The 15,986-nt window shown below is 47.3% G+C and carries 15 protein-coding genes; all 15 read left to right on the forward strand.

Translation table 11 applies throughout. From position 1 onward, the window contains the following. Positions 1–10 precede the first annotated feature (10 nt). The 15 genes from ACNI23_RS14300 to hisF are packed head-to-tail and all read left to right on the forward strand — an operon-like array spanning position 11 to position 15,950. The gene (locus ACNI23_RS14300) at positions 11–1,156 is read left to right on the forward strand and encodes a glycosyltransferase (RefSeq protein ID WP_420249656.1); all 1,146 of its coding nucleotides are present in this window, start codon (positions 11–13) and stop codon (positions 1,154–1,156) included. Further along, a complete protein-coding gene (locus tag ACNI23_RS14305) occupies positions 1,153–2,331 on the forward strand; it encodes a glycosyltransferase family 4 protein (RefSeq protein WP_420249658.1) in 1,179 nt (392 codons plus the stop codon). The genes ACNI23_RS14300 and ACNI23_RS14305 overlap by 4 nt, the downstream gene beginning before the upstream one ends. Next, positions 2,324–3,283, forward strand: coding sequence for an NAD-dependent epimerase/dehydratase family protein (locus ACNI23_RS14310; protein ID WP_420249660.1), 960 nt, complete (start codon positions 2,324–2,326; stop codon positions 3,281–3,283). The genes ACNI23_RS14305 and ACNI23_RS14310 overlap by 8 nt, the downstream gene beginning before the upstream one ends. A gap of 21 nt (positions 3,284–3,304) precedes the next feature. Beyond that, on the forward strand, positions 3,305–5,014 hold the full coding sequence (locus ACNI23_RS14315; protein ID WP_420249662.1) for an ABC transporter ATP-binding protein/permease: 1,710 nt from the start codon (positions 3,305–3,307) through the stop codon (positions 5,012–5,014). A 12-nt stretch (positions 5,015–5,026) separates the two neighbouring features. Next, positions 5,027–6,019 (forward strand): UDP-N-acetylglucosamine 4,6-dehydratase (inverting), encoded by a 993-nt coding sequence (pseB, locus tag ACNI23_RS14320; RefSeq protein ID WP_420249663.1) that lies wholly within the window; start codon positions 5,027–5,029, stop codon positions 6,017–6,019. 10 nt (positions 6,020–6,029) lie between these two features. Continuing rightward, positions 6,030–7,184, forward strand: coding sequence for a UDP-4-amino-4,6-dideoxy-N-acetyl-beta-L-altrosamine transaminase (gene pseC / locus ACNI23_RS14325; protein ID WP_420249664.1), 1,155 nt, complete (start codon positions 6,030–6,032; stop codon positions 7,182–7,184). Further along, a complete protein-coding gene (locus ACNI23_RS14330; protein WP_420249666.1) occupies positions 7,185–8,084 on the forward strand; it encodes an aldo/keto reductase in 900 nt (299 codons plus the stop codon). A gap of 2 nt (positions 8,085–8,086) precedes the next feature. Then, complete coding sequence (locus tag ACNI23_RS14335; protein WP_420249668.1) at positions 8,087–8,653, forward strand: GNAT family N-acetyltransferase; 567 nt, start codon at positions 8,087–8,089, stop codon at positions 8,651–8,653. Continuing rightward, complete coding sequence (locus ACNI23_RS14340) at positions 8,643–9,965, forward strand: aminotransferase class III-fold pyridoxal phosphate-dependent enzyme (RefSeq protein WP_420249671.1); 1,323 nt, start codon at positions 8,643–8,645, stop codon at positions 9,963–9,965. Before ACNI23_RS14335 ends, ACNI23_RS14340 begins: the two co-directional genes overlap by 11 nt. A gap of 8 nt (positions 9,966–9,973) precedes the next feature. Continuing rightward, entirely contained in the window at positions 9,974–10,735 is a 762-nt protein-coding gene (locus tag ACNI23_RS14345) for a cytidylyltransferase domain-containing protein (RefSeq protein ID WP_420249673.1), read from the forward strand. After that, complete coding sequence (gene pseG, locus ACNI23_RS14350) at positions 10,728–12,233, forward strand: UDP-2,4-diacetamido-2,4,6-trideoxy-beta-L-altropyranose hydrolase (RefSeq protein WP_420249674.1); 1,506 nt, start codon at positions 10,728–10,730, stop codon at positions 12,231–12,233. Before ACNI23_RS14345 ends, pseG begins: the two co-directional genes overlap by 8 nt. A gap of 16 nt (positions 12,234–12,249) precedes the next feature. Further along, entirely contained in the window at positions 12,250–13,299 is a 1,050-nt protein-coding gene (gene pseI, locus ACNI23_RS14355; RefSeq protein WP_420249676.1) for a pseudaminic acid synthase, read from the forward strand. 34 nt (positions 13,300–13,333) lie between these two features. Next, complete coding sequence (locus ACNI23_RS14360; protein WP_420249677.1) at positions 13,334–14,539, forward strand: N-acetyl sugar amidotransferase; 1,206 nt, start codon at positions 13,334–13,336, stop codon at positions 14,537–14,539. Between the two features lie 2 nt (positions 14,540–14,541). Continuing rightward, the gene (hisH, locus tag ACNI23_RS14365) at positions 14,542–15,165 is read left to right on the forward strand and encodes an imidazole glycerol phosphate synthase subunit HisH (protein WP_420249679.1); all 624 of its coding nucleotides are present in this window, start codon (positions 14,542–14,544) and stop codon (positions 15,163–15,165) included. Then, positions 15,165–15,950, forward strand: a complete 786-nt coding sequence (gene hisF / locus ACNI23_RS14370; protein WP_420249681.1) for an imidazole glycerol phosphate synthase subunit HisF — start codon at positions 15,165–15,167, stop codon at positions 15,948–15,950. The genes hisH and hisF overlap by 1 nt, the downstream gene beginning before the upstream one ends. The last annotated feature ends 36 nt before the right edge of the window (positions 15,951–15,986 follow it).

Raw genomic sequence — 15,986 nt, forward strand, 5'->3', positions numbered from 1 at the left:
AGCTGACAGTATGGGCAAAACTCTCCTGAATATCATAACAGATCGCCTTTCCCATATCATCGGGAAAGGCGAACTGATTGACCGCTACTACAATCCGGGCGGGGTCTTCAGTGACGTCCATATCCTGCTGACCAATGACGACAGACCGGATATGCAGGCTCTGCAACGAACCGTAGGTGACGCTAAACTTACCCTGCATACCCTGCCCTCCGGCATGGGTTTACTCGCAAAGACTTTGTGGCGTCCGTTCCTGCTGCGAAGCTGGGCGGATCAGGCTGTAGAGACGGCCCGGGAGATTAAACCGGCCATGATCCGTTGCTACGGTAATTTTCTTAACGGATACGTAGGCGCAAGAATCAAGGAAGAACTGGAAATCCCACTCTTCGTCTCTCTGCACACCCAGCCTGATCAGACCCGGGCCAACCCGGAAGTGGACTTCAAGACTAAGGTCTTCTACGTCCTTTCTAAGGGGGTTGAAAAGTACACTCTAACAAGAGCGGATAAAGTTAGTTGTGTGTACGGTTCCATTCTGGATTACGCTCGCGACAAAGGCGCAACTAACCCCTTTGTAGCGTACAACGTAATCAATCCGGACAAAATAGTGCGTAAGGAAGAATACAGTTCTTCCGGTTCGATGAAAATTCTATATGTAGGACGGGTTATCCCTGCCAAAAACCCGGAAAACATCATCCGCGCCCTTAAAGATTTCGATGCTGAGTTGACTATCGTCGGTAGCGGCTCGAAAGAACGGTCTCTCGCTGAACTTGCAAACGAACTAAAATTGAACGGAAGAGTTCATTTCATCCCGTCCATGCCTAATGATGAGCTCTGCCAAAGCATGCATGAATACGACCTTTTTGCCGGGCATTCCCAGTATAGCGAATTTCCCAAAACCGTACTGGAAGCTTCACTGTGTGGTTTGCCCATCCTTTTTAATTCGCGTAGGGGAACGCCTGTCCCTGAATTTGAAAATAACATAGCAAAGATGGTGGAAGATTCCCCAGCCGGATACCGTTCAGGGATTGAATTCTTTTCGAGCGAGGCGAAACGCAAGGAATTCGGCATTAATGCTGCGCGTCATGCGGATGCGCACTGGGACCCCGCCCACGCGGAAAGAATCTTTGCAGATATTCACAGGGAATTGACTGGCAAATGAAAAAATCTATCCTGTTCATAACATACGATTTCCCGCCGATTCTTTCTCCGGAATCAATCCAAGTGCAACGTCGCGCCTTGACCCTTGCTCGCAACGGACATCGTGTGCATGTGCTAACTAGTTGTGAGAATCCTGACTTCGAATTTCTGGACCAAAAACTACTTAGGGATCATGAAAACCTTACCATCCATCGCGTGAACAGAATTCCCGGTGAAAAATGTCTGCATTACTTATGTGGCGGCCTTGAAATCACTGACCGCAAATTCTGGTGGAAATTCCCTGCAGCCAATATGGCTATTAAGCTGATCAAAGAATTTCAGATCGATGCCCTTTATACCCACTCCACCCCGCTGGTGAACCACCTGGCCGGGCTGGCTGTAAAGGAAACCGACCGCAATCTGCATTGGACCGCTCACTTTTCCGATCCGTGGACCCTGAATCCTTACCTTTCATACCGCACAGGAATCCAGCGCAAGATTAACAAGTTATACGAAAAAGCAGTGATATCAAGAGCGGACACCATCACTGTAACCTCAGAAAAGACCAAAGATCTGTTCGTAAAAGGACTTAATGCTGACAGCAACAAGATCAAAGTCCTGCCCCATGTCTTTGATCCGGACCTATACTCACGCAGACAAACAGAACCGCCCAAAAAAATCATTGCCCATACCGGCAATATATACGGCTTGCGTTCCGCTGCTCCGCTTATTGAAGCAGTTAACAAAGTCAAGCCGCAAAATCTCGAATTTCACTTCTACGGACGTATGAAGGAAGAAGAAAGGCATTTGGCTGAACAAAAATGCCCGGATACAATTAATTTTTTTGATCCGGTGCCCTATCTGAATTCAATTGAAGTCCTTTCCGAAGCGGATATCCTGCTGGTCATTGATGCCCCGCTGAAGGATTCTCCGTTCTTTCCTTCAAAGCTTGCCGACTACATCGGTGCAGGCAAACCGGTTATGGCCTTGAGTCCGCTCTCATCCACCACAACCCAGATAGTGCGCGACATTCAGAAAGAACTGCTGGTAGCCGACAGTGCCGACGTTCCTTCTATTGCCGCCCTTGTTCGTAGGTTGGACTCAACGAAACTGGCTGAACTGCGTGAAGATGGTAAAGATTTTTACAACATGAACAATAGCTACGAAAACATACGTGAGGCCCTTTTCAATGAATAATGCCAGAGTGCTTGTTACCGGCGGCGCGGGAGCCATCGGACTGAATTTGATCGAAAGAATGCTTGCTGCAGGAGCAAGTAGGATAATGGTTCTTGATGACCTTTCCTCCGGGTATAAAAACTACCTGCCCAATGACGAGCGGATCATCTTTGTCAAAGCAGACATCGGACAAATTGAGACCTATCGTAAGGAAATGGAAGAATTCCTGCCGGAATACGTTTTCCATCTGGCTGCACATTTTGCCAACCAGAACTCAGTGGACCATCCCTTCAAGGACGTGCAGGCCAACATCATCGGCACCATGAACCTACTGGAAATCTGCAAGAACAACAAAGGGCTGAAGAAATTTGTCTACACCTCTTCTTCCTGCGTATATGGTAATGCAGAAATGATGAATGAGAAGGACTATATCTACCCGCACGAAACTCCTTATGCCATTAACAAGTACACAGCAGAACTGTACGTTAAGTATTATGCTTCCATGTTCCAGATTCCGGCTGTCTCCATTCGGGTATTTAATACTTACGGTCCTTACGAACCGCACGGGGCATACCGCAATGTAATCCCTAACTTCATTGTGCGGGCCATAAAAGGAGAGCCGCTCTTTATTACTGGTGACGGCACCGAAACCAGAGACTTCACCTTCGTAGGCAACACCGCCCAGCTACTTACTCTGGCAGCTCTCTCCGGGGTAACTGACGGCGATATTTTTAACGGCGGAACCGGAAAACCAACTAAGATTATCGACCTTGCAAAAATGATCATAGAGTACACCGGATCTTCTTCTGAAATTGTCTTCAAGGAAAGACGTAACTGGGATGCAGTAAAAGACCGTCTTTCCGACATCTCCAAATCATGGAAGGTGCTCGGATATGAGCCGGAAGTTCCGCTTGAAGATGGTCTGAAGAAGACTGTGGATTGGTACATGAATGACTATGAGATTGAAGATTAAGAAAAGGATTTAACCTCTATCATGATCAAAAAGATCTCCGGACTCTTAAATACAACCCAGAAACAAAGTATTTTCGGGTTAGTAGTACTGTCCATCCTTATCTCAGGAATCGAGACTGTAGGAATTTCGGCTATTTTACCGTTTATTTCCGTTGCCAGTGACTTTTCGTTGGTTACGGATAATAAGTACTACCATTTTGCCTACAACCTCTTCGGATTCAGCGAGGTACAATCATTTGTTGTAACCTTCGGATTCGTGCTAATTGGCTTTTATGTCTCCAGAGGAATATTCAATCTCTGCTACATGTATTTAATTCAGAGATATTCCCAGGGAATTTTTCTTTCTCTAGCCACTAGAATATTCTCCAACTACGTTCATATCAAATTTCAGGATATGACCACCCGGAACAGTTCTGACCTCTCAAAAAAACTCATTACCGAGACAACGAACGCAGCCATGTTTTTTTATTCCCTGCTGCTGTTAGTTTCGGAACTTTTCGTTTCTTCCTTTCTTTACACCGCATTACTAGTGGTCAACTGGAAGGTAACTCTTGCCCTAACCGGAATTCTTGGTTTGATGGTGCTATTACTAGTCAAATTCATTTCACGTCTGATCAAAATGGAAGGGCTTAAGCGGAACCATTTTCAGGAAATTTATTATCGCACAATCAACGAAACCTTAAGCAACCTTAAGTTTATCAAGCTAATGGCTGGCGAAGAGACTGCGGTCAAAGCCCTGCACAAATCTGGACAGGGATATGTCAATGCCATGGTCATGAACAACACTTATAATACTGTGCCGCGACTTTCGCTTGAAAGTATCGGTTTCTCCCTGCTTATTGCCGCGCTTATCTTCGCGCTTATGTACGGACAAAATATTACAACAATTATTCCGATAGTTTCTCTGTTTGCCCTGGCAATGTATCGCATGCTGCCTTCTGTAAACCGCATCCTAAGCAGCTATAACAACATGCTCTATTACACCAAAAGCATAGAACTTCTACATGATGATCTCAACATTGAAACCCACAAACTGGGCAATGCCCCACTCGAATTTAATGAACAGATCAATATTCAGGAAATGAGCTTCGGTTATGCTGAAGATCTGGTGCTGGATAACATTTCCATAAATATTAAAAAGGGTGAAAAAATTGCTCTGATCGGAGAAAGCGGAGCAGGTAAAAGTACACTTGCAGACATTATAATTGGAATGTACACCTCCTTCTCCGGAAAGATCAACGTTGACGGCAACAGACTGACCGAAAAAAACATGCTCACATGGCGTGAGAAAATTGGCTATATTCCACAATCAATATACCTTTTTGACTCGACCGTAGCCGAAAACGTAACTTTTGGGCGAAAACGGGATGAACAGCAAATAAAAAAGGCTCTAGATAAAGCAGAGCTAACCCCATTCCTTGAACAGAATGAAGGAATTGACACGCCGGTAGGTGAAGACGGCTCACAACTGTCCGGAGGGCAGAAGCAGCGAATAGCCATTGCCAGAGCGTTGTACGGAAATCCGGACCTGCTGGTTCTTGATGAAGCAACTTCGGCTCTGGACAGCCAGACTGAAAAACGGATCATGGATCACATTTTCAAAGTCAGCGAAGGCAAGACGTTGATTATTATCGCACACAGACTCTCAACCATCGAGCAGTGTGACAAAGTATATAAAATTGAAAACAAAGGCATCCGCCTTATTGAAGATAAAAACACCCTCAAGGGTTAAGAGGAGAATATAATGTTTAACGGAAAAAGTATTCTGATCACCGGCGGAACAGGTTCATTTGGGCATAAATGTGTTAAAATGATCCTGGATAAATACTCTCCCAAAAGATTGATAATATATAGCCGCGATGAATTCAAACAGTACGAAATGTCACGTAAATTCTCCGACAAAGAATTTCCCTGCATGCGTTACTTCATTGGCGATGTGCGCGACAAGGAAAGACTGTACCGGGCATTCAGAGGCGTAGACTACGTAATCCACGCAGCAGCCATGAAACAGGTTCCGGCTTCTGAGTACAACCCCTTTGAAGCCATTAAGACCAACATCATCGGAGCCCAGAATATCATTAACACCGCCATTGACCTGGGGGTAGAAAAAGTAGTCGCCTTGAGCACAGACAAAGCTGTCAGCCCAGTCAACCTTTATGGTGCTACCAAACTTTGCTCTGACAAACTATTTGTAGCCGGCAACCTCTATGCGGCATCAGGAGACACTAAATTCAGCGTTGTCCGCTACGGTAATGTTGTGGGAAGCCGAGGCAGTGTCATTCCTCTTTTTCAGAAACAAAAAGCAACCGGAACCCTGACCATTACAGACCCGCGCATGACCAGATTCTGGACCACTCTTGAAGACGCAGTTCAGTTTGTTCTGGACGGCTTTGAAAAAATGGTCGGCGGCGAGATTTTCGTCCAAAAAATTCCGAGCATGAAAATTACCGACCTGGCTAAAGCCATGGGCCCGGACTGCGAACAGAAAATCATAGGCATCCGTCCCGGAGAGAAACTGCACGAAATGATGATTTCGGTGGATGATGCCCGCAACACTGCTGAATTTGATGGATACTACGTGATCAAACCCGATTCCCAGTTCATGGCTAAACATGCTGAAATGATAGGCGGCAACCCTGTTGCGGAAGGATTTGAATACACATCCGACAGCAACGTGGATTGGGTGGATGAGGAAGGCCTCATTAAAATGGTTTCAACCCTGAAAATCGACAAATAGGCATTCTCAGATGGGCACATCAAAAAACATTCCTTATGGTCGCCAGTCAATAGACGAACAGGACCTCAAGGCCGTCACAGACGCCCTGACTTCCGGCTGGTTGACCACCGGACCCAAAGTTGCTGAATTCGAACAAGCTGTGGCTGAGATATCCGGTGTAGCCCATGGCGTTGCAGTTAACAGCGGAACAGCTGCACTGCACGCCGCAATGTATGCTTTTGACGTTAAAGAAGGCGACGAGGTCATTGTTCCACCAATGACCTTTGCCGCTTCTGCAAACTGCGTAGCATACATGAAGGCGATCCCGGTTTTTGCCGATGTTGATCCAAAAACATTGCTTATTGATCCTGCTGAAGTGGAGAAAAAAATTACTCCCAAAACCAAGGGAATCATTGCAGTAGATTATACAGGCCAGCCCTGCGACTATGAAGCACTGCGCAAGATCGCCGACAAACACGGTCTTTTCCTTGCTGCAGACGGTTGCCACTCAATCGGAGGAAGCCTGAACGCTAAACCGGTCGGTTCACTGGCAGACATAACCCTGTACAGTTTTCATCCGGTTAAGCACATGACTACCGGAGAAGGCGGCATGGCTGTGACCGACAATGCAGAATACGAAAAACGCATGCGCATTTTCAGAAACCACGGAATCACTGCTGACTTCAGACAGCGTGACGGTTGGTTTTACGAAATGCAGGACCTCGGCTTCAACTACCGAATCACAGATTTTCAGTGTGCACTGGGATTGAGTCAACTTTCCAGACTTTCTGAATGGATCGAAAGAAGACGAGAAATTGCAAAAATGTACGATGCAGAGTTCACTGCCATAAAAGGCCTGAGCCCTCTCGGCAAACAGGACGGAGCTGAACACGCCTACCACCTTTACGTGATCAATCTGGAAGGTGAAAAACGCAGCGAAAAACGCAAGCAAGTATTCGACTATCTGCGCCAGCACGGCCTCGGAGTACAGGTTCATTACATCCCTGTTCATCTGCATCCATACTACAAGGACAACTTCAGTACCCATGAAGGCATGTGCCCTATTGCCGAAGAAGCATACGATGGGTTGATTTCCCTGCCCATGTTCCCATTGATGGAAGATGAAGATGTACATCATGTTGTGAAAACCGTCAGAGCAGCTTTGGCAGAAGTGAGCGGTAAGTAGATGCCTAAAATCGATATGTCCCGGCTGGTGTTGGGAACAGCCCAGCTCGGCATGAGCTATGGCATAGCCAATCAAGCCGGGCAACCGGATCAAAAAATTGCCGACGAAATTGTAGCTGCGTCATGGCAGAGCGGCGGTCGTGAATTCGACACCGCACAAGCGTACGGGGAAAGTGAAACAGTTCTCGGAAACAGCCTGCGCAACCTTGACCTTGAGAACAAGGCCAAAATTATCAGCAAGCCGCACCCACAACTGGATCTTCTGCACCCCGGAAGTATGGGAAAAGCAATCCGCAAGTCACTGGACAATTTGGGGATTGAAAAATTCTACGGATACATGATCCACAAAGAAGATTTCCTGCCTATGTGGGACAAGGGAATCGAAGAGCAGACCAAGGAAATACGTGAACAGGGACTTGCGGATAAAATCGGTATTTCAGTTTATTCACCGGAAATGGCCGTCCACGCAGTAGAAACGGACGGAATTGACCTTATCCAACTGCCCTCCAACCTTTTTGACCGCCGTTTTGAAGACTCCGGTGCCTTTGAGAAAGCAATTGAATCCGGCAAAACCATTTACGTGCGCAGCGTTTTCTTGCAAGGGCTGATGTTCATGGATTCCACAAATCTCCCGGAACACATGAAATTCGCAACCCCTTTCATTGAAAGATTGAATGCATTGGTTAAAACATACGGTCTTTCCATTCAACATCTGGCCTTGGGATATGCAGCAAAGGCTTATCCACAAGCAAAGATTTTGGTGGGAGCCGAACTGCCGGAACAAATGCTGGAAAACATCGAATCATTCAGCTGCAATCTTCCCGATAGCCTTATTGAGGAAGTCAAAACAATTTTTAACAACGTACCGGAAAAATTAGTTAATCCGGTATTGTGGAAATAGCCATGAACGGCTTGGATAAAACCGAAAACCTGATTGTAAACGGTAAAAATGTTTACTTGCGCCCGATCAGCTTAGAAGATGTCTCGGCAAACTACGTCAACTGGATGAATGATCCGCAGATCAATCAGTATCTGGAGTCTCGTTTTTCCGAGCAGACCTTAGAATCAATAAGAGACTTCGTACAGTCCATGATTGATTCCCCGGAAAACATCCTCTTTGCTATATGCGAAAAAGACAGTGGACGCCATGTCGGCAATATCAAAATGGGGCCGCTTAACAGCATCCATTCCTATGCTGAGATTGGACTACTGATCGGAGAAAAGCAATGCTGGGGTAAGGGTTACGGCTCCGAGGCCATCGGGCTGGTGCTAGAGTATGCTTTCAAGAACCTGAACATCCACCGACTGACAGCTGGTGCGTATGCGAACAATCTCGGTTCGATAAAAGCTTTTGAAAAAAATGGCTTTATCATTGAAGGAACTTACAGGAACCACGTCCTCCATAATGGAGTTTTCGTGGACTGCATAAGAATGGGTATCATCAACCCGGATTATAGATATGAACAATAAATTTTACAAATCCCTCACAGCTCAGGAAGAAGCCAAGAAGCGCATTCCCGGAATGTGCCAACTGCTTTCCAAACGCCCGGACATGTTTTCTCAGGGCGTCTGGCCTGCATATTACAGCAAGGCTTCTGGTTCCAAAGTTTGGGACCTTGACGGCAACGAATACACTGACATGAGCATCTCTGGTATCGGGGCCTGCGTGCTGGGTTACAACGACCCGGATGTTGACGGAGCAGTGATTAAGGCTATTTCCAACGGCGTAGCCTCTTCCCTGAACTGTTACGAAGAAGTTCAGCTGGCTGACCTGCTCTGTGAAATCCATCCATGGGCGGATATGGTCCGCTATGCACGCACCGGTGGTGAATCTATGACTGTTGCCGTGCGTATAGCCAGAGCGGCAACCGGACGCGACAAGATCGCCTTCTGCGGCTATCACGGCTGGCATGACTGGTATCTGGCTGCCAACGTGGGTACCGACAATGCACTTGGGGAACACCTTATTCCGGGCTTAGATCCGGCCGGTGTTCCCAGCCAGCTTGCCGGAACCGCTATACCCTTCGGCTACAATAAACCGGAAGAGCTTGAAAAAATTTTAGCTGAACATGAAGGCGAAATTGCCGCAGTTGTAATGGAACCGATCCGCAACATCGACCCAGAACCTGGTTTCTTGAACTCGATAGCGGAAATGGCCCGCAAAGCCGGAGCTGTTTTCATCTTTGATGAAATTTCCGCAGGATTCAGAATCTGCGTAGGTGGCGGACACCTCAAGCTCGGTTGCGAACCGGATATTGCGGTTTTCTCCAAAGCCATCGGTAACGGATATCCCATTGGAGCAATCATGGGTCGTCAGTCAGTCATGGAAGCTGCACAGAAAACTTTTATCAGTAGCACCAACTGGACCGAAAGATCCGGCCCCACAGCAGCAATTGCTACCATTGAAAAATTCCGGGCCAACAATGTGCACGAACATCTCATGTCCATGGGTGAAAAAGTCCAGAAGGGGTGGGAGCAGGCAGCCGAGAATCAGGGCCTGCAAATCCATGCCGGAGGCATCTATCCCTTGAGCCACTTCGGCTTTGAAATGGACGAACCGCTAGCACTCAAGGCCTTATTCATCCAGCTCATGCGTGACCGAGGATTCTTGGCTTCCAACATCTACTACCCCATGTTTGCGCATACGGATGATGATGTAAGCCGCTATCTGGAAACTACTGAAGAATGCTTCTCCATAATCGCTGAAGCGGTTAAAGAAGAAAAAGTCCATAAAATGATGGAAGGCCGGGAATCCGGCTCCGGTTTCAAAAGGATCACCTAGGAAGAATCATGAAAGTCACTGCGATCATTCAAGCCCGCATGACCTCTTCGCGCTTGCCGGGTAAAATACTAATGAAAGTACTCGGCAAGCCGCTCTTACAACTCATGATCGAAAGAGTTCAACAGGCTCATTGCATCGGTTCAGTTGTTTTGGCAACGACCACCAATAAAGAAGATGATCCCACGGAAGAGCTAGGAAAAGCCCTTGGCATAGATGTCTTCAGAGGCTCTGAAGATGATGTGCTTGACCGCTTTTACCGCGCTGCAGTTAAATTCGGGGGCGAGCACATCATGCGTCTTACCGGAGACTGTCCACTGATAGATCCTGATTTTCTGGATGAACTGGCGACGTTCTATTTTGACGGCGGCTACGATTACGCCATCAACTGCCTTGAGCCAACTTTGCCAGATGGACTCGATGCCGAGATCATCAGCATGAAAGCCTTACATGAAGTACACGAAAAGGCTGTGCGTGCTCCCCACAAAGAGCATGTGACTCTTTACGTGCGAGACAATGCTGATGATTTCAAAATCGGCTCATGGAAGCACGTCGAAGACTACTCCAACATGCGCTGGACAGTGGATAACCAAGAAGATTTCGAGCTGGTTAAGAACATACTGGAAACAATAACCCCGCAAAAACCGGATTTTCGTATGGCTGATATCATCGGTCTGCTTGAGGAGAACCAGGATTTTTTAAATCTTAATGCTCACATAAACCGCAACGAAGGGCTGCAAAAGTCTCTTGACGAAGAAGGACTCAATGACTGACCTGAATGGCAGAAAACTCATCATCCACGCCAATGGATCAAACAAGATCGGTACCGGACACGTCATGCGCTGTATCGCCCTTGCCCAGGAATGGATCAGTCGCGGTGGGCGAGCCATATTTGTCGGTCATATCGAAGGAGAAAACCTTGCCAAACGGATTCTGGATGCCAAAGCACAATTCTCATCCCTTCCCGAAGATAGTTCACAGCAGGAAATAGTCAACAGACTGCTGGCGGCAATACAGGACTCCCCAAAGGGAAGCTGGATTGCAATCGACAGCTATGACTTCACTTCTGAATCCCAGCGGGAACTGAAAGAGAGATTTCAACGGGTACTTCTGGTTGACGATTACCACCATCAACCAGAGTATTACGCTTCTTTAATCCTGAACCAGAATATCGGAGCGGGGGAAATTACTTATAAGGCAAAGCGGGATTGCACGATCCTTGCCGGAACAGACTACGTGATGCTGCGAAATGAATTCAGAGCATCCCTAAGCAAAAAAAGGAAATCAGACGGATACCGGATTCTGATTACTATGGGTGGAGCTGATGAGGGTAACATTACTCGCAGTGTTCTTGAGGCTCTGGAGTCCCTGAACAGGGACGATATTTCTGCTACAGCCGTACTTGGACCTGCCAACCGCAACCGGGAAAACATAGATGACTTTGCCCGGAGAACAAATATGGCCCTTGAAACCCTGCAAAACATCAACAACATGCCGGAACTGATCTCCGACAGTGATCTGGTTGTCAGCGCTGGGGGAAGCACCTGCTGGGAAATCTGCGCCCTTAAGAAACCTATGGCTGTTATCATTACCGCCGAAAACCAGCAACGACTCACCCTGGAGCTGGAGAAAAACGGGGCAGCTTTAAATTTAGGCCATGCTGAGGATATCAGGCTCAGACAACTTGCTGATAATATTGCAAACCTGCTGGACTCCGCCCCGCAAAGAGAATTGATGGCAACCACTGCAAATAAGCTTGTCGATGGCAACGGGGTCAAACGCATTGTAGACACCATGTCCGAAGAACTTATTTTAAGAAATGCCGTTCAAGATGACTGTGCAATGATTCTCGAATGGGCCAATGATCCTGAAACTCGCAAATGGAGCTTCAACCAGAATCCCATCACACTGACCGAGCATGAAAAATGGTATGCCGCCCGTCTCGCAAACCCTGAAGCCGTATATTTGATCGCTGAAAATGGATTAGGTGACGCTGTCGGCCAGATTCGTTTCGAAGAAATTGAAGAAGGCTACGAGGTACATGTGCTGGTTTCCCGGCAATTCCGGGGTGGCGGGACAGGCTCAAGACTAATAAGAAAAGCAAGTCTGCACCTCCTTGAAAGAAAGGGGGATCGGCAGATTCTGGCCCGCGCCAAATCGGACAACATCGCATCGGTAAAAGCATTTAAAAAAGCCGGCTACCGAATAACAGCTGAACAAGATTTTTTCGGCTCCCCCAGCGTTATTATGACTTTTTTTGATGATAAGTAAAAAGAGGTTTCTGAAAGTGCCAGAGATTACCATAAACAAACGAAAGATCGGCCCCGGGCATCCTGTATATATAATCGCCGAGATGTCCGCTAACCACAATCAGGACTTCGATGCTGCTGTGGAACTTATTCACATAGCCAAAGATTGCGGTGTTGATGCGATCAAAATTCAAACCTACACACCCGACACTATTACCCTTGACTGCAATAATGAGTATTTCCAAATTGGCAAAGGAACAATCTGGGAAGGTAAAACTCTGCACTCCCTCTATGGGGAAGCATACACACCATGGGAATGGCAACCAAAACTAAAGGAAATAGCTAATGATTTGGGGCTGGATCTTTTCTCAACGCCCTTTGACTCCACAGCTGTGGACTTTCTAGAAGAAATGGATGTCCCGGTACACAAGATCGCCTCTTTCGAACTTGTTGATATCCCATTAATCAAGAAAGTTGCTGCAACCGGGAAGCCGGTAATCATGTCCACAGGAATGGGTACCTTATCGGAAATTGATGAAGCGGTAAGCGCTTTTCGTCAGGCCGGGGGTAAGGATTTAATCCTCTTAAAGTGCACCAGCTCCTACCCAGCACCACCGGAAACCATGAATTTGCGTACCATGCAGAACATGCAGGAAACATTCGGTGTTCCCTGCGGACTTTCCGACCATTCCATGGGTATCGAAACTCCTGTTGCTGCAGTTGCGCTGGGAGCTTGTGTAATTGAAAAACATTTTATCAAGTCCAGAGCAGATGGCGGCCCGGACAGCAGTTTTTCCCTTGAAGCCCATGAACTTAAGGCTATGGTTGAAGCAGTCCGTAATACAGAGAAAGCACTGGGCAGAGTCCAATACCAGGTAACCGAAAAAGAAGTCGCCGGAAGGGTTTTCAGAAAATCAATTTTCGTCAGCCATGACATCGCTGCCGGAGAAACCCTTTGCGTCGATAATATAAAATGTGTACGCCCTGGACACGGGATGCACACCCGTCATTATGAAGAAATACTGGGCAGGATAGCCCGGAAAGACATAAAAGCCGGAACCCCCATGAACTGGGATCTTCTGGTTTAAATTCAGGATTCACAAATTTAATACGGAGGATAGTATGTCCGAACTTAAACGATGTACCCAATGCGTACTTCCTGAAACACACGAAACCATCCACTTTGATGACGAAGGTGTGTGTAATATCTGCCGCCAGCAGGAATTCAAAGCAGACAAAATTGACTGGGAAGCCAGAAAAAAAGATTTAGATGAGCTGATAGCCAAATACAAAGGGCAGGGCGACTACGACTGTCTGGTCCCTTTCAGCGGCGGGAAAGATTCCACCTACACCCTTTACTATCTTGTGAAGGAATATGGGCTTAAACCCTTGGTTGTCCGCTTTGACCATGGTTTCCTGCGCCCCAACCTGCATAACAATGTCATGAAGACCGCCCGCGAGCTTGGAGTCGATGTCTTGAGCTTCACTCCGAATTGGCGGGTTGTGCAAAAGCTCATGCTCCAGACCTTTTTTGATAAAGGCGACTTCTGCTGGCACTGCCACACCGGAATTTTCGCATACCCTATGCAAATCGCCATTGAGAAAAAGATTCCCCTGATCTTCTGGGGTGAGCCTTCTGCTGAATATACTGCCTATTATAGCTATGATCAGGCAGAAGAAGTGGACGAAAAAAGATTCAACCGCTTTGTTAACCTAGGTATTTCAGCAGAAGATATGTATGTGCGCTTGAACGGGGCTGTAGACAAACGGGACCTCAACCCCTTCACCTATCCTGCATTAAAGGACCTCCGTAAACTGAAATATCGTTCCGTTTGCCTCGGTTCCTATATTCCATGGGATGTGAAGGCTAACTCCAAACTAATTGCTGATGAATTGGGCTGGCAAGGCGATCAGGTCGAAAACGTACCTCCGGGATACGGCTATGAAAAAATCGAGTGTTACCTGCAGGGTGTGCGCGATTACATAAAATATATCAAACGCGGATACACCCGCCCCTCACATCTGGCCACTCTTGATGTGCGCAACAACCGCATCACCAGAGAAGAGGCCATGGAAATTATCAATAAGTACGAGGGCTACAAACCGCCTAGTCTCGAACTCTTCCTCAAACACATCGGACTGACCGAGGAAGAATTCTACGAAGTTGCGCTGAGTCATGGAGTCTCTCCTTACAAACACGACCCGGAAAGCGATAAACCCGGCAAGAAAACCTCAGACTTTGAAACATGGTCCCCTGCCGGAGAAATGCCGCGTGAATACGCCGAAGAGCAAATGAAACTCTGGCGCGCGCGTCATACTCAGGATTAACAATGATTGGAATCGTAGACTACAGAATGGGCAACCTGCTCTCTGTGTTCAACGCAGTCGAGATGTGCGGGGAGGACGCAATTATTTGCGAATCCCCAGACATGCTCGCTGACGTAGACCGGGTTATCATGCCCGGAGTCGGAGCCTTCGGGGATATGATGGATAACCTGAAAAAATATGGTTACCTGGCCGCTCTTGAAAAGGCTGTTTTCAATGACCGCAAGCCTTTTCTGGGAATTTGCCTCGGAATGCAGGCCCTTGCCCGCAGCAGCGCGGAACATGGCAACCATATAGGATTGGGCTGGATCGATGCGGACATTGTACGACTTGCTCCGGAAGACAAGAGTCTGCGTATTCCGCATGTGGGCTGGAACAATCTCACATACCGCAAAGAAAGCCCTCTGTTTCAGGGCCTTCCGGAAAACCCTGATTTCTATTTCGTGCATTCATTTTTCATGAAATGTGACAATGAAGCGGACATGGATGCTTATTGCGAATACGGCGGAAAAGTTACCGCCGCAGTCAGAAAGGATAATATTTTCGCCACCCAATTCCATCCGGAAAAAAGTCAGGAATACGGGTTGCGAATACTGGAAAACTTTCTTGAATGGGAACCGGAAATATAATGCTAAAAAAAAGACTGATTCCCAAGCTGCAAATGATGCCCGGGTCTTTCGACCCGGAACAGATGGTGTTGGTGATAACTTCCGGTTTCGGCAAAATAACCGAAATCGGCGATCCTGTTTCGCAGGCAAAAATTTACGAAGCACAGGCTGCCGACGAACTCATCTTTGTGGACATCCGAGCCGGCAAAAACGGAATCAAAAGACTCGCCAGTGTAGCTCATAGAGCTTCTGAAGAAATCTTTATGCCCTTCACCCTTGGTGGCGGAGTAACCACCCTTGAAGACTTCAGGGTCCTGCTTTCGAACGGTGCCGACAAGGTCTCTGTAAACACTGCCGCAGTGGAGCATCCGCAACTGATTGAAAAAGCAGCGTCCATGTTCGGTGATCAGTGTGTAGTTCTTAGTATTGACGCCAAACTCAATGCGGAAGGCAAGTATACAGTCTGGACACGTGGCGGAAGTAAAGACACTGGCCTCGATCCGGTAGAATGGGCAAGACAAGGCCAAGAACAGGGGGCAGGAGAAATTCTGATAACCTCCATTGACCGTGATGGAACCAGACAAGGTCTCGATATTGCTCTAACCCGGGCAGTGTCCGAAGCCGTATCCATCCCAGTCATTACAGCCGGGGGCTGCGGACTTGCCGAACACTTTATTAACGGATTCATTGAAGGTGGGGCTTCTGCGGTATCCGCAGGAACATATTTCTGCATGAAAGATGAAAACCCCATGCAGACCAGATCGCAGATCAAAAATGCCGGGGTACCTATACGGATAGTGACCTAAAATAGAATCTTATCCGCTACATCAAATCAGCAATAC

Origin of the sequence: Maridesulfovibrio pacificus (SeqCode) (assembly GCF_048612815.1) — a bacterium.
In the GTDB taxonomy this organism is placed as follows: domain Bacteria; phylum Desulfobacterota; class Desulfovibrionia; order Desulfovibrionales; family Desulfovibrionaceae; genus Maridesulfovibrio; species Maridesulfovibrio pacificus.

Excerpts from the sequence above, each read along its gene's own strand:
- ACNI23_RS14300 (WP_420249656.1), top strand. The coding sequence starts at position 11 with ATGGGCAAAACTCTCCTGAATATCATAACAGATCGCCTTTCCCATATC.
- ACNI23_RS14305 (WP_420249658.1), top strand. The coding sequence starts at position 1,153 with ATGAAAAAATCTATCCTGTTCATAACATACGATTTCCCGCCGATTCTT.
- ACNI23_RS14310 (WP_420249660.1), top strand. The coding sequence starts at position 2,324 with ATGAATAATGCCAGAGTGCTTGTTACCGGCGGCGCGGGAGCCATCGGA.
- ACNI23_RS14315 (WP_420249662.1), top strand. The coding sequence starts at position 3,305 with ATGATCAAAAAGATCTCCGGACTCTTAAATACAACCCAGAAACAAAGT.
- pseB (WP_420249663.1), top strand. The coding sequence starts at position 5,027 with ATGTTTAACGGAAAAAGTATTCTGATCACCGGCGGAACAGGTTCATTT.
- pseC (WP_420249664.1), top strand. The coding sequence starts at position 6,030 with ATGGGCACATCAAAAAACATTCCTTATGGTCGCCAGTCAATAGACGAA.
- ACNI23_RS14330 (WP_420249666.1), top strand. The coding sequence starts at position 7,185 with ATGCCTAAAATCGATATGTCCCGGCTGGTGTTGGGAACAGCCCAGCTC.
- ACNI23_RS14335 (WP_420249668.1), top strand. The coding sequence starts at position 8,087 with ATGAACGGCTTGGATAAAACCGAAAACCTGATTGTAAACGGTAAAAAT.
- ACNI23_RS14340 (WP_420249671.1), top strand. The coding sequence starts at position 8,643 with ATGAACAATAAATTTTACAAATCCCTCACAGCTCAGGAAGAAGCCAAG.
- ACNI23_RS14345 (WP_420249673.1), top strand. The coding sequence starts at position 9,974 with ATGAAAGTCACTGCGATCATTCAAGCCCGCATGACCTCTTCGCGCTTG.
- pseG (WP_420249674.1), top strand. The coding sequence starts at position 10,728 with ATGACTGACCTGAATGGCAGAAAACTCATCATCCACGCCAATGGATCA.
- ACNI23_RS14360 (WP_420249677.1), top strand. The coding sequence starts at position 13,334 with ATGTCCGAACTTAAACGATGTACCCAATGCGTACTTCCTGAAACACAC.
- hisH (WP_420249679.1), top strand. The coding sequence starts at position 14,542 with ATGATTGGAATCGTAGACTACAGAATGGGCAACCTGCTCTCTGTGTTC.
- hisF (WP_420249681.1), top strand. The coding sequence starts at position 15,165 with ATGCTAAAAAAAAGACTGATTCCCAAGCTGCAAATGATGCCCGGGTCT.